8 protein-coding genes, 1 pseudogene and 1 riboswitch are annotated in these 14,442 nt (G+C 35.7%); all 9 genes and pseudogenes read right to left on the bottom strand.

The genetic code is table 11. The features are described 5' to 3' along the window. Positions 1-25 precede the first annotated feature (25 nt). Positions 26-3,160: an AAA family ATPase gene (locus SUCMO_RS0103235; RefSeq protein ID WP_019879037.1), complete on the bottom strand. Its 3,135-nt coding sequence runs from the start codon at positions 3,158-3,160 to the stop codon at positions 26-28. A 4-nt stretch (positions 3,161-3,164) separates the two neighbouring features. Further along, positions 3,165-4,319 carry an exonuclease SbcCD subunit D gene (locus SUCMO_RS0103230; RefSeq protein WP_019879036.1) on the bottom strand — a complete coding sequence of 385 codons (1,155 nt, stop codon included), beginning with the start codon at positions 4,317-4,319 and terminating at the stop codon, positions 3,165-3,167. Between the two features lie 192 nt (positions 4,320-4,511). After that, positions 4,512-4,979 carry a hypothetical protein gene (locus SUCMO_RS0103225; RefSeq protein ID WP_019879035.1) on the bottom strand — a complete coding sequence of 156 codons (468 nt, stop codon included), beginning with the start codon at positions 4,977-4,979 and terminating at the stop codon, positions 4,512-4,514. Positions 4,980-5,207: 228 nt separating this feature from the next. After that, positions 5,208-5,468 (bottom strand): SHOCT domain-containing protein, encoded by a 261-nt coding sequence (locus tag SUCMO_RS0103220; protein ID WP_019879032.1) that lies wholly within the window; start codon positions 5,466-5,468, stop codon positions 5,208-5,210. A gap of 238 nt (positions 5,469-5,706) precedes the next feature. Beyond that, a protein-coding gene (locus SUCMO_RS0103215) for an IS3 family transposase (RefSeq protein ID WP_156819238.1) occupies positions 5,707-6,851 on the bottom strand; the annotation gives its coding sequence in 2 pieces (ribosomal slippage) (positions 5,707-6,584 and positions 6,584-6,851; 1,146 coding nt in all). Between the two features lie 25 nt (positions 6,852-6,876). Further along, a complete protein-coding gene (locus tag SUCMO_RS11690) occupies positions 6,877-8,193 on the bottom strand; it encodes an S-layer family protein (RefSeq protein ID WP_342664662.1) in 1,317 nt (438 codons plus the stop codon). Between the two features lie 9 nt (positions 8,194-8,202). Continuing rightward, positions 8,203-9,150 (bottom strand): annotated as a pseudogene (locus SUCMO_RS11685) (two-partner secretion domain-containing protein); the annotation flags it as partial. 71 nt (positions 9,151-9,221) lie between these two features. Then, positions 9,222-12,944 carry a cobaltochelatase subunit CobN gene (gene cobN / locus SUCMO_RS0103200; protein ID WP_019879026.1) on the bottom strand — a complete coding sequence of 1,241 codons (3,723 nt, stop codon included), beginning with the start codon at positions 12,942-12,944 and terminating at the stop codon, positions 9,222-9,224. 140 nt (positions 12,945-13,084) lie between these two features. After that, a complete protein-coding gene (locus SUCMO_RS0103195; RefSeq protein ID WP_019879025.1) occupies positions 13,085-13,873 on the bottom strand; it encodes a carbon-nitrogen hydrolase family protein in 789 nt (262 codons plus the stop codon). A 244-nt stretch (positions 13,874-14,117) separates the two neighbouring features. Beyond that, a riboswitch (cobalamin riboswitch) is annotated at positions 14,118-14,294 on the top strand. Positions 14,295-14,442 lie beyond the last annotated feature (148 nt).

The following is a 14,442-nucleotide window of genomic DNA, read 5'->3' as shown; positions in this document are numbered from 1 at the left end:
GTTCCTGTTTTTTTTTATTATAATTTTAAAATTCTAAGATAATTCTACTAACACCTGCTTCGCGTTTGATTACAATCTTTTTATCAATTTTGTTTTTCAACTCTTCTACATGGGAAATAATTCCCACCAATCTATTTCCCGTAGTCAAATTCCCCAATGTTTGCAAAGCTTTATCCAACGCCTCTGCATCTAATGAGCCAAAACCCTCATCAATGAACATTGTTTCTAACTTTACCCCACCTGAAAACTGTTGAACAACATCCGCCAAACCTAGCGCTAAAGCTAATGAGGCCTGAAAAGACTCTCCCCCCGACAAACTTTTCACTCCTCTTATCTTTCCGGTGTTTGTATCAAGAACATCGATATCTAAACCAGCCCGTTCCCGTAAATTTCCTGCTTCATACCGCCTAACTAAGCTATAACGTTTATTTGTCATTTTAACAAAACGCTTATTAGCCTCCAATAAAACTAAATCAAAATAAACCCCTTGAACATATCTTTCAAACGCTATTTTAGAGCGACCGGTTAATTCTCCATTGGCAGTATCTGATAGTATCTTATAATCTAAATATTTCTTTTCAATCTCTAGATATTCTGCTTGCTTATGCTGCAAATTACTTAAAACCCTTTGATTATTTAGCAAGCCATTTTCTACTTTCATTAAATTTTCTTGTAGAATACTTCGTTCTTGTTCCAATTTCTGAGCCTGCACCTGTAAAGTTTCCACATCAACCCGTTCTTTTCCCAAAGTAATTTTTTTGACTTCTTCAATTTGTCCCAAAATTTTATTAACCTGCAACCTATAATCATTTAATTGTCTTTCTTGCTTTTCCAACTCCTCTAGCGAACAAAGATAACTTTCATAATTTGAGCAATCTGCAAAATTTGTCTGTAATAATAGATTACTAAATTCCCCTTTAATTTCTTGATATTCTTTCCGTACATTTTCCAAGAGTTTTTCATTTTGTGCAACCAATGTTTGAGCTTGCTCTACAGTCTTCATTAGAATTTCATAGGCTTTTTGTACTTCGCTTAAAATTGTTTTTAACTTAAATAGTTCTTGTTCTTTGCTTACTAGGCTTAGTTGTGCCGTTTTCAGATCAGCATACGGCAATTGTCGTTTTAGTTCCTCAATATTAACAGCAAGTGTTCTTAACTCCAGCTTCAAACCTTGCTCCTGCTGTTGATAGCTTTTTATTTGTTCATCATTTGTCTGCATCTCAAGCACCAATTTACCGGCTCGTTCTTGTAACTCTTGTTTCCTTTGGCTTTCCTGTTCCAAAACTTTAATTTGCTGTGCTAGTTCTTGTTGCTCTTCTAATATTTTTTTCAGCAACGAATTTAGCTGTATTCCAATATCTCCCTCAACTAAAGTAATTTGCTGTTTTGTAAGTTTTTCAGAAATCAGGTCTTTTTTTTGTTGTATTGTTGTCGCTAATTGCACACAAATCGCTTTTTGTTCGTCGCAATTTTTGCGTTGCGCTTCTTGTTTTGTTTTTTCCTGTTCTAATTGCTTCTGTGTAGGTGCCTGTTCAGTTTTACTCGCCAAGCGCGGATGCAATAGCGAACCACAAACTGGACATGGCTCATTAGCTTGAATACTAGCCGCCAAAATTCCTGCCTGCTCAGCATAAAAAAATTTTTCCAACTGCAAATATTTTTCATTCTGTTCTTGATAAAGTTGCCAATTTTTCTTAAAAACATCTTGCTGACAGCTTAAATCTTCGCTTAGTACTTTTTGTTTTTCTATTTCCAGACCAATACTTCTAATTTCTTCTAAACGCCCCGCTAATTGTTGCGCACGGTTTTTTTCTGTAAGTAATATTAAGTCACTATCTACTAATGCTGACAGGGACTGTTCTAACTGTTCCTTTTCTTTGCTTAGTAATAGTTGAACATTGTTGGCCTGCAGCAAGGATCCCATAGTTTTTTCTAACTGAGCATTTTTTACTTTGCATTCACGCTCCGCTTGTTCTAAATCTTGATATTTAGGAAAACTGTCTTTTAATAATTTAATCTCAATTGCCAATTTTTCTCTTAACTCTTCTTGGGATTGTAGCTGTTGTAATTCTTGTTGTTTAGCTTTCAATATTGGCTCATTAATAGCCACAACCTGCAGATTTTTATCTAGATCTTTTCTTAAGCTTTCCCCGCGCTTTAGTGACTCTTGTAATTTTTGTTGAACCGGTCGGACAATATATACAGCTTTTTTACGTTTCTCTAACTGATCTTCTAATAAATTATGCTCCGCTTCTTGTTTTTTTAAAGCTATTAAAGTTGTATTTAACTTTTCTAAATTTTCAAGCTGTAAATTAATAGTCAAACCCTCATTGTATGCTTGGCGATTCGCATCCCACAACCTCGATAAAGTTTCTTGCTGCAATCTATAATTATTACTAAGTTCAGCATCTGCATCGATAAGCTCAGTTAAACAAGTAAAAACTTCAGCTAATGTGCTTTTTTTTTGCAAAGCTATTTGTAAGTTTGGATACAACGAATTTGTCGTATCACAAACTATATCTTTTTTGTACTGCTCAATCGCCAACTCTAAATTTGCAAGTTCTCCTTTTAATTTTAAACTTTTATTTTTTAAGTTTTGTTGTAATTTTTCATACATATGGGTATCAAAAATCTTCCGAAATATTTCCTCTCGAGTTTTGCTTTCCGCTAATAACAATTTCAAAAATTCCCCTTGTGCAATCATCGCAATCTGCTTAAATTGTTTGTGATCTACGCCTAACAATTCTATAATCGCACTATTCACAAGTTCTTTACCCGTAATAACTTTGTCTATTGCTAAATGCAATTCTACGCTAGCTTCACTTTTAACCAATTTTTCTTTATTACCGCGCTTTGCGGGTCGCAAATATTGTGGGCTACGTTTAATCTCATAAACTTTCCCTTTATGTTCAAAGCTAAATTGTACGAAAGTTTCTATCTCAGTTTGAGCAAAATCACTTCGCAACATATCAACGCCGCGATTTTCCCCACTAACTTCACCATATAAAGCAAAAGAAATCGCATCAAAAATTGTAGTTTTCCCTGAACCAGTATCCCCTGTAATCAAAAATAAGCCTTGATTTTTAAATTTAGTAAAATCTATTACCACTTCTTCTGGATAAGGACAAAATGCGCTCATCACTAATTTTATTGGTTTCATATTCTCACCTTTCAGTCTCTTGTAAGGCCTCTGCCAAAACCTGTTGTAATATTTTCTGTTGCTGATTTGTTAATTCTTGATTATTTTGTTTTAAGTAAAAATCGGCAAATAATTGTTCTGGTGTTTTCTCTTGCAGATCTTTATTAGTTAACAATTCCAATTCTAAGTCATTTTGGCTACGCTTGTTCTCGAAGTCAAGGAGCATTACATTTGGATAAATTTCTCTAACTTTGCCAATCGCATCTAAAATTTCTTGTTCATCAGTTAGCGTTATATGCACATAATTATTCTGCGAAACTTTTTCCAAAGTACTGCCACTTTGTAGTTCCGCTAGAGTAGTCTTTAATTCTTGTAAATCTCTTAACGGATTCAAGCTAATTAAATTTATAAAAATTTCACCTTTTTGCTTAATCTCTACCAATGTCACTGATTTATTGTGATTACATTCAGAAAAAGAATATTTCAATGGCGAACCACTATAACGTACAGTATCGCGACCTATTTTTTGCGCACGATGAATATGCCCCAAAGCCACATAGTCAAAATCAGCAAAAACACCGAAATCAACATTGTCCACTCCGCCTAAAGAAATGCTTTCTGATTCCGACCTTTCTGGGCTCACCCCAGCAGCTGTGACAAATTGATGGGCAACTAAAATATTTCGCTGCGAAGTATCAAGCTTTAAATCTTGTAAAGCTAGTTGTACACATTCTTGATAACTTTCTGTTTGACTCGATAGCTTTTTATTAACTATCACGGGCTTTATATACGGTAATAAAAACACATTAACGGGCCCATATTCGTCATTTAAAACTATCTTTTGCACTTTAGCATCATATTCACCATATATATATATATTATTATTATGCATAATTCTACTACCAAATTCTAAACGTTCTGGTGAATCATGATTGCCACTAATAATAAAAATCGGAATATTAATTTGAGCTACTTGCGTAAGGAACTCATCAAAAATATCTACAGCTTCTGCCGATGGAATTACCTTATCATATATATCCCCGGCAACTAAAAGTCCTTGAACAGCCTCTTTTTTAAGCAGTTCAAGTATTTCCCCTAAAATATGTTTTTGCTCTTCTACCAAAGAAAACTCATTGACTCTTTTCCCAATATGTAAATCCGATATATGCATAAATTTCATATAATTATCCCTGCTTTTCTATTTGTATTTTTGCATTTTAAATCCGCAACCTGTCTTAACATCTATTATATCAATAATTATCTGCTTGAGAAGATTTTTCTTAAACTAGACTAGAAAATAGAAAAAACTGTTCCAAAACAGGCCATCAGCCCACTTTGAAACAGTTATAGCTTTTGTCTTGAGTTTTGTGTACTAGGCAGTAGCCGTAATAACATTATAATTGAAGGTTTTCGGAATACTTTCTTCAATCAAGCGACTAGTTTCTTTGTTTTTACTATAAATTCTACAAGAAACTACCTTTTTTAACTCATTGTTAAGACAAACATTAGTACTAAGTTGCAAATTATATGTTCTTAATTTATCTGCAAATTCTTTCCCATTTGATAAATCATTTGACATTACTTCATATATAAACAGCTTATCTTTTCTTAGATAATTCAAAACCTTAGGCGGAAGATAGTTCCCTAGAAAAGTCGCCAAAAATATTGTTATATAAACATATTCGCCGCTTTGTTGCGCCGAATAAACAAAGAATACTACACTTAAAGACGCACAAACAGCCGCCAAAAAATATTTATCTTTAACAATAAACATCGTCTTTAACACGCCAAAAGCACAGTCAAACAATTTAACCATAAATAAAATCACTACTGGAATCAATATCGTAATTATTTAATCACCTACTTCCTTAATCAAATTTTAGCTTTTTGCACACAAAAAAACGAACCCTATTCGCTCTTTCCAATAAGCGAATGACCTCGTCTAAATAGCATCTATAGTATCTACAAAAAGGCTTACTTAATGATGATACCACATATATGTTTTTTTGTCAAAAAAATTTACGCAAAACACTAAAGCTCAAGCCTCGAACAATAAAGTTCCTCAGACTCAAGCTTTAAATTTATCCCTTGGCACCTCACCTGTAACCAAGGCCCGTTTTAATTCTTCATATTTTTCTTTAGTAATCTCACCTTGCAAACACTTGTTTCGCAGAATCTCAAGTTGTGCTTCTGCTCGCTCCGCTTCTAAATCCTCAGCCGTACAACATTCCCGACAAATATGACGATAAACAACAACATAACCAATCCACAAAACTATTACTATTCCAAAAATCTGTGGCCAAATTGAGTTGTTTATACCTGCAAACATTATTTCACCTCCCAAACTTCAAACCTAGGACTATAGTTCTAATATTTACAATTTTCCGAATTTACTTTCTACCTAATAATACTAATTATTAGTTTTTCTGTCAACTAGCATATTTAAAAATTCTTAAAATTAGGGATTTTTCACATTTCCACTGTAGCTCTGCTAAACTTTCTCACTCTAATATTTCCCACTGAGATGGTCAAGCTAAATTGTAACGCAAACACTGATATTTTCAACTTTAACTAAATCTTTTTTCAAACGGTGTCAAGTATCCATTTGATGAATGCGATCTAACATGATTATAATACACCCAAATATAATTGTAAGTTGCCTCATTTAAAGCCTCATCACTCTCAAAACTATGATGATTTATGAAGTCTGCTTTGAACGTTCCATAAAAACTTTCCATTGGTGCATTATCATAAGGACACCCTGCTTTACTCATACTTTGTGTGATATTTTGTAAAGAGCAAAACTCAGTAAAATCTCTAGAAGTAAACTGGGTACCTTGGTCTGAATGCAGAATAAATCCGTCTTTTATTTTATTATGGTTTAATGCTATTTTAAGAGTTTCAATTGCCAATTCAGCATTAATACGATTACTATTTAGCGTAGCAACAGGAGAACGATCGAATAAATCAATGATAGTACAATTATAACGTTTTGCTCCATCTTCAAGCCACATGTAGGTAAAATCAGTACACCACACTTTATTAGGGACATCCACTGTAAAATTTTGTTTCACTAGATTGTCAAATTTTTTATAACAATCACCTTTTTTATATTTTGGTTTTTTGCGTATAACAATAGAATGAAGGCTTAGTTCCTTCATGTATTTATGAACGGTTAGATTACTAATATTAATATTTTTTCTATTGAGAAAAATCCTCATCATTCGATAACCAGGTCTACCTGCATACTCGTGATAGATATCTTCTATGGTAGATTGAATACTGGACTTGTTGGCATAATAATCAGCTTTTCTATTCTTTTTATAATTATAATAAGCATTAGGTTTTATTTTGAACTTTGATAATAACCATCGTACACCAAACTTATCATTATAAATATCAATGAATTTGTATTTTTCTAATCTAGTTCCTTTGCGAAGAATGCGGCGGCTTTTTTTAAGAAGTCATTTTCCTTTTTGGCTTCAGCTAATTCCTTACGTAACTTTAAGATTTCCGCCATTTGGTCTTTTTCATTATTTAATTCTGGATTTGTTTCGCATTCTTCACTGTAGTCACGAATCCATTTACGCAAACTACCTTCACCTAGATTGTATTCTTGATTTACACTTTTCATTTGACGTCCTTCTTCAAGGACTAATTTCACCATTTTTTTCTTGAATTCTGGTGTGTAAGTTTTTTTTATTCCTGCCATTGTAATAGCCTCACTTTCTTATGAATTATTTTATCATAAATATCAGCGTTGCTGTTACAATTTTACTATACCATCTCATACCGATATTTTTTAAGTCTTCTTGGGCAATTAATTGGATATCAGTTCCAGTAATGATCGCGCCGCCACTTGTTAAATCTCCTGCTTTTAGATTTGCTAGGTAAATTTCTGGCACTAAGACTTTTTCGCCCTCTATTTCTTTTTCTACTAGCCAAACTATATCACTAGTTAGCGCTGCCATTTGCTCTTTAGTTAAAGCTATACCGATATTAAGGTTATATTGGTTGGCATAGGTTGCGCCATTTTCTAGAAGGCTTTTATATTGTTCTATTTCTGAGCTGTAGTTATGCAGATATTTTTTTCCGGTTAATTCAGTTATTTGTTCACTAATTCGTTTTTGTTCGTAATATCCATCACCTAGACGCTTTATTACTTTCTCTGGACTTGTTTTTACTCGCTCTAGTAAATAGTCGCTAGAGATAAAATTATTATAATTAGCGAATTCTGCTTTTGTCTCTATGAGGTATTTAGCACTTGGATTGCTATTTACACTAAAGAGATGTTCATTGCGAACCAAGCTCGCTAAAGTGCTTTTTTTATCTAGTTTATTTTCTTGCCATTTTAAGTTTTGTACTTGTGGTTGTTTGGCAGCCGGGGTTTTGTTTTCTATAACAGCTTTGCCTGCATCTAAAGTTTTATTTTCAACGTTATCTGCGGTAATAGTTACCGTATTTACCCCACTTAATATCCCTAGACGTGCAATATTATCATCTACGATTACTTGTTTATAGTAGGGAATTGCGGTATTACCATATACCCAAGTTGAGCGGCGTAATTTGTGTTTCTTTTTATATTTCCAGCTATGATTATCTGCGCCGACATCTGTAGTTATTATTGTGCCTTGATAACCAAGGTTTTCTACACGGTCGCCTTGAATATTTAAGTCATTGCCAGCTACTATTTTGCTGTAATGATTGCTGACATTAGCTTGAATTGCGATATCTTTTTCTGCCAAAATTTGGCCTGCCGCTGTTTCATTATCAATTTTGCCGGTCATTATATTGCGGTTAAAGTTCCGTGTTGCGCTATAGCAGCCCGACATGGGACTAATACCGTAGGCTATATATTGATTACTTATCGCCCAATCAGTTTCAAAAATACTTTTTTCGTTACTTAGCTCTGCTGTATTAATTGTAATATTGCCTTGACTTTCTATGGTCGAAGACTGATTTAAAATTTTATTTTTCGCTTTTAACTCTAAATCATTTTTACTGTACAGCAAGGCATTGTCTTGATTGTTGATTTCGTTTGCTAAAATCTGCATTTTGCCATTTACTGCAATTACTGAATTATTGTTTGTTAGGCTATCGGTCTGGAGGGTCGTATCAAGTTCACTTAATAGCACGCCACCTGCACGATTTAGTAATTTGCCTGTTTGTAATTGCAAATTGGTTTTACTTTTTAAGCTTGACTCTTGATTTAGCAAGCTATCGCTAGCTGTTATTGTCAAGGCGCCACCACTTACAAGCTGTGCACTATCTCGATTTGAGAAGTTTTTACTACTTAAACTTGTTTTAGCAGTAGCTTGCATTGTGGCTTCTTGATTTTTTAAATCATTTTTCAAGTCGGCCGTGAGTTCCGAGCCTGTATACAGCAGGGCATTGCCTGTATTTTCTAAGGAGTTACCTGTAAGCTCCAGTTTTCCTGTAGCGAAAATACTTGCTGTTTGATTTTTAATATTTTCTTGGGTAGTTATTGCCAAAGCATCTTGGGTTTTAACTAGGGCCTTATCTTTGTTTAAAAAGTTTTTGCCTGCTATTTTACCTTGACCTAAAGCGGTAATTGTCGCTGCTTGATTTAATACTTGCTCAGTTGCTGTTATTTCTAAGTCAGCACCACTACTTAGCAGGGCATTTTCTGTGTTTTTAAAGTTTTGGCTATGTAATTTGGTTTTGCCAGTCGCAACTATTTTACCTGTATTATTTAGCTCAGTATTGGCCGTTATATCTAACTGCTTAGCCCATAGTTCTGAAGCAGAATTGTTAAACTCTAAGCTAAATAGCTCTAACTTATCCGTTTGCTCAGCGTTTAGTCCTTCACCTTGCACTAGGATATTGGCTGGAGCGAGGGGTTTAAACGCTACTCGTCCTTGTTGCCAGTCGTCAATTAAGCCAGTAGAAATGGTTGCTTGGCTAGTATTAATATAGCCAAAGCCATTTATTTTTATTCCATTAGGGTTGGCAATTACTACACTTGCTCGCTGACCTGCTACTTCTAAAAAGCCATTTAACGATGCTGCCTAAAACAGGTTCATAAACCTATTTAAAGACAGCACCTTTTTTACCTTAATTTTTAATTATCTTGTTTTTCTTCTAGTTCTCCTTCTAAACTTAAAAATAGTTTTTGCAATTCTGCTTTGCTCTCTGCTTTAGCATTCCACAGTCCGCGTTGTTCCGCTTCTAGCAATACTTCGGCTATACGATGCAGGGCCCAAGGATTAACTTCTTTCATCCACTCTTGCATTTTAGGGTCTAAGGCATATTTTTCTACATATTTTTCATACATCCAGTCTTCCATAACTTCACTAGTTGCATCCCACTGATAACTTACAGCTACATAGGTTGCCAAATCACCTGCACCTTTATAGCCATGCTTTTTCATACCTTCAACATACTTAGGATTAATTGCTTCACCACGAAACCAACGTTTGAGTTCTTCATTTAAACTTCGTACTTGAATTTGTTTACGATCCGAACTATCACTTACATAATTCTTAGGCATTTCACCACGGTAGCTACGTACTGCCGCTACCATCCCGCCACGATAATTATTATAATCATCGCCACTTAACATTGATGATTCGCGGTGATCCACGTTTTGTAAAGTTATTTCTAGCTGTGACATTCGTCTTTTAAAGCGTTCTGGCGAATATTCCCCCGCTGCACCTTTACCATATACATGTCCGCCCCATCTCGTATAAACCGCCGCCAAATCATCTACATTTTCCCAATTTTTCGCTTCTAACACTGCCCCAATTCCAGCCCCATGTGCCCCTGGTGGATCACCAAAAATTCGATATGAGGCTTCACGCCAAGCCTCTTCTTCAGTCAGCCCAGCTTCTATCAACTCACCACTTTCTTGCAAAACATGTTTCCGCACAAAATTCAATTCTAAATCTTCCTCTAGCTTTGCTACTAAATCTACCGCTGTATCTAGCCAAGTAACTGAAGCAGGCAAACTATCGCGGAACAAACCACTAATTCGACCCGTAACATCAATGCGCGGTCTTTGCAATTCAGCTAAGGACATAACTTCTAAGCCAACCACACGACCGCTACCAGCTTGCCATACTGGTCTTAAGCCCATCAAATACAAAAATTCAGCAATACATTGACCGTGATTCCGCAAATTGCTAGTCGCCCATAAAATTATGCCCACACTTTCTGGATAGTGCCCTTCCTCTTGAATAAATCTGTCGATAACATCATCGGCCATTTTCTTGCCAATTTCCCAAGCAACTTTCGTTGGTAAGGCTCGCGGATCAATGCTATAAAAATTTCTACCCGTAGGCAATAAATCTGCACCACCACTCGTAGGTGCTCCCGATGCACTCGGTTCAATATACTCGCCGTTTAAGGCCGCCATAATGTTATCTTGCTCTTGTGTTGTCAATAACAAGCTAGGCGCAATATGTGTGCAAATATAGCTACTAATTGTTTGTAAAATTGTTAGATTTTCTCGGCTTAAAGCTTTTATCCAGTCAAGCTTTGGCAATTGTTCAACTACCGCAGGCTCAAAATTATTAATTTGTAAAAATACTAATAGCTCCCGCGCTTTAGCTTGAAGCTCATCTAAAAATTGTCCATAAGTTTGTTTCCCACTAGGCAACATTTGGCTACTAGCTTCTAACAATTGGTAATATTCATATCCATAAAATTGTGCTAGCGATTTTAATAGAGAAGGTTTTTCCCCATTTTCTAATTTTGTTAAAGCTAATAAATATTCAATTAGTTCTTGATCAACTGGCGGTTCACCTAAAATATGTAACCCTGTACTTATTTGCATATTTTTAATATCAGTCATATATACATGCAACCGACCTACATAAGCTAAAAAGGTTTCACCTGCTATAGTTGGCACATCTTCTTGTAAGTTACATTCCTGCACTTTAGTATGTGTTAACTCTTCTATTGCCGGTAGAGCTGCGACTGCACTTTCATCATTAGCAAAATGGCAGTATTCTTCCAATAATTGTTCTAACTCAGCTAGTTCTTCATAGGTCCCTGCCGTACTCATCGGTGCCGATAAATAACTTATTAAGCAAGCAGCACTTCGCCGTTTAGCTTGAATACCTTCGCCTACACAAGTTATCCAATAGGGATAAATATTGGGCATATCACCTGTAGCTATATCCGAATAGCAGGCCGCGGACATTGCATTGCCTTTACCTGGTAACCATTCCAAATTACCATGTGTACCTACATGAATCATTGCATCAGCTTGCCAAACATCTCTTAGCCAATAATAAAAGCCTAAATAATGATGTGTCGGGGCACAATCTGGCGAATGATATATTTTACCTGGATCATCCCCAAAACCCCGTGGTGGTTGTACGGTAATAAAAACATTATCTCTAATAACTCCAGGCACTATCAACTTTTGCTTATGATTAAACACTTCCCCAGGCGCATCGCCCCAATCGCTTTGTAATTGCTGTTGGACTTTTTCTGGTAAGCTGTTATAAAATTTTTGATACTCCGCCGCGCTTAAAGTTGCATCGGCATTATCCAAAAGTTTTTCGGAAATAAATCTACGATCATTGGTCGCATGTGCGGTAATTTCTTCAATAAATTCTTGGCTCGAAGCCGGAATCTCGCCGACTTTATAACCTTTATCCGCCAATTTTCCTAATAAAACACGCACACTTTCAATGGAGTCGATACAAGCGGCACTACCAATATTAGAATTTGTCGGTGGATAATTATGAAATACAATCGCTACTTTTTTCTCAGAATTAGGTTTTTTGGCTAACATTGCCCATTTACGAGTTTTTCTAGCTAGCATCTTAATTCGCTCTTCCAGAACATAGCGATAATGCGTTCCGTCAGCTGCTTGTTCTCTGGTACTTGTCGGCACCGCATGGATTACCCCATCAAACTCTGGCATTGCTACCGCATAAGCAACTTCATTGGCCGTTAAACCGACATAACTTGCTTCCCACCATTTGTAATCCATATACATATTATGCACTTGTAATATTGGCACACCTAGCTCTTGTAAATTTTTAAGACTTGCAAAGCCCGTGACAGTAAGCGAGAAAACAAACGGATTTATTAAAACATCTATCGCCACCTGCCCCTGGTAATAAAACATTTTTTGAATACTTTCCCCTAAGGCCGGAGCTCCAGTTTCAGAGTTAGCCAAATTACTACTAAACAACGCTAAAACATTGCATCCCTCTTGCTCTAAGGCCGTAATAATACTATTTTGATAATCAATATTATCCCAAAGCCAATCTTCTCGCGCAAACACTAACCCGACAACAGGTTTATCTTTTTGGTATATTTTTTCAAAAAATTCCTCTGTAGTTAAAGCTTGACCAGAAAATTTAGGATGGTATATACCGCACCAAGGTAACTGCTGCGGTTCCAGATAACTAACCTTTTCAGGCAAATAATAATTCATTAAATATGCACATAAATTAATATAATTGTCTAAACCACCATAAGACAAATATTTGCCAATGCGTTCAATTTCTTGGCTTGTAATGCCAAAACTTAAAGCATCATCGCCAGGATCAATAATTGCAAACAAATGCTTTTTTTGATTATTTTGCATAAAAGTTGAAGCTTTTTTCAAAAAATCACAACATAAACCCGTCCCCATCCAAGTCGTTAAAACAAAAGCACTTTGTTTAATTTTATTTTCCCAGTTTTTATTCCAGATTTCTTGGTCATTAACTTGAATTATTTCCATTTTATCTAGTAACTGCTCAGTTGCTAAAATTCTCTGAGATGCCCGCTGTAAGCCTGTAAAATGATTTTCCATATTTGTTATTACTATAATTTTTGCCATTATGTTATGCTCCTTAAACATTTACTAATTCTTAGAACGCTAAACCCTTGTCTAGCTTTATCAGCTAAACTACCAAACTAAGTGTTTAATTATCCTTTACCTAAGTAGTTAGTTTTGCTATTTACTACTCCTAAAGCTGTTTAAAGCAAGTTACAATTACCTGGAGCTAATTCAAAATTTACTGTCTGCCACTTACTAGGATCAGTCAGATCAGCTGGTAACTGCGCGTATAAAATTTTTTCTGCTACACCTTGATAAGCCGTTATAATTTTATCAGCCACTACAACTGCACTTTGTGCAATTGTCAAATCTAATTTTTCTGTTCTGCCTGTTTGATTACACACTATAACGGGAATATTAGAGGCAGCTTGTGAGCATCTTTTCCAAGCTGCCTCTGGTGGGCCGCCACACCCTGGTGGCCACGCGGCCACAACGACTATCAGTTGCGCCGCTTTTTGCGTTAATACCGCTGCATTTTCAGCAAACCAAGCATCAGCACAAACTAATAAGCCTACACGAACTCCCGCTATTTCTACTACTTCTAAGCTATCGCCAGGAGTCGACCAGGCTTCAGTTATCCAATTTAAAGTACGAATTTTATAATGTCGAGCTACTATTTCTCCGCTAGCATCTATCACTAAACAGGCATTATAGGCCTGTTTAGCTGTTAATTCTGCACAACCAAGAAAAATAGTCAATTGATATTTTTTGGCCAGCGCCTTTAACGGTTCTAATTCTGAGGAATTTTCGCTTACTGGTTGATAATTGCCCGCGATACAATTCATATAATATCCTTGTAGAGCCATTTCTGGAGTTATTATCCATTTAGCGCCATTTTCAGCTGCAGTTTCTATCCCCCAACACAGTTTTTGCAAATTTTTCTCTAATGGTCCTGCTACCAAGGAAAAATGTAACAAGGCTATTTTCATTAAATATCCTCCTTTCAGGTGTTTTTTATCATTGAATATTGTATTTGTATTCCTTGTCGTTTGTTTTTTTATTCTTTTTAAGTTTATTTTATACATATTTTTTCTATTATTACAAATTTCTAAGCTCCTAACTTTGCTAAAGCTTAAAGGATATACTTATGGTAGAGTCAATATTTTTTTTATTATTTTTTGTTTTTTCTGCTTGACAATCACAAAAAGAAGATTTAGAATTAAGAACCATAAGTTAATATATTGTTGTACAGGTGCTCCTAACGGAGCTTAATAGGGAAGTTGGTGTAATTCCAACACGGTCCCGCCGCTGTAATGAGGAGCGCGTTTCACATTGCCACTGGTTTTTACTGGGAAGGCGAAACAAGCTATGAATCTAAGTCAGAAGAACTGCCTGTATCTAGCATCACTGTTTGACCTGCGAGAGACGGGGAGGAGATGTCGCGAGAATTTATTCCATAATGTTCTTTTCAGCTTGGATATTTATTGCGAATCTTTTACTGACATTTTAAACCGTCTTTCTTTAAGAAAGGCGGTTTTCTGCGTTTTTTAAGTTAGGG

The organism is Succinispira mobilis DSM 6222, assembly GCF_000384135.1.
GTDB classification, from domain to species: Bacteria; Bacillota; Negativicutes; order Acidaminococcales; family Succinispiraceae; genus Succinispira; species Succinispira mobilis.
This window is presented reverse-complemented; position numbering and strand designations above follow the sequence as displayed.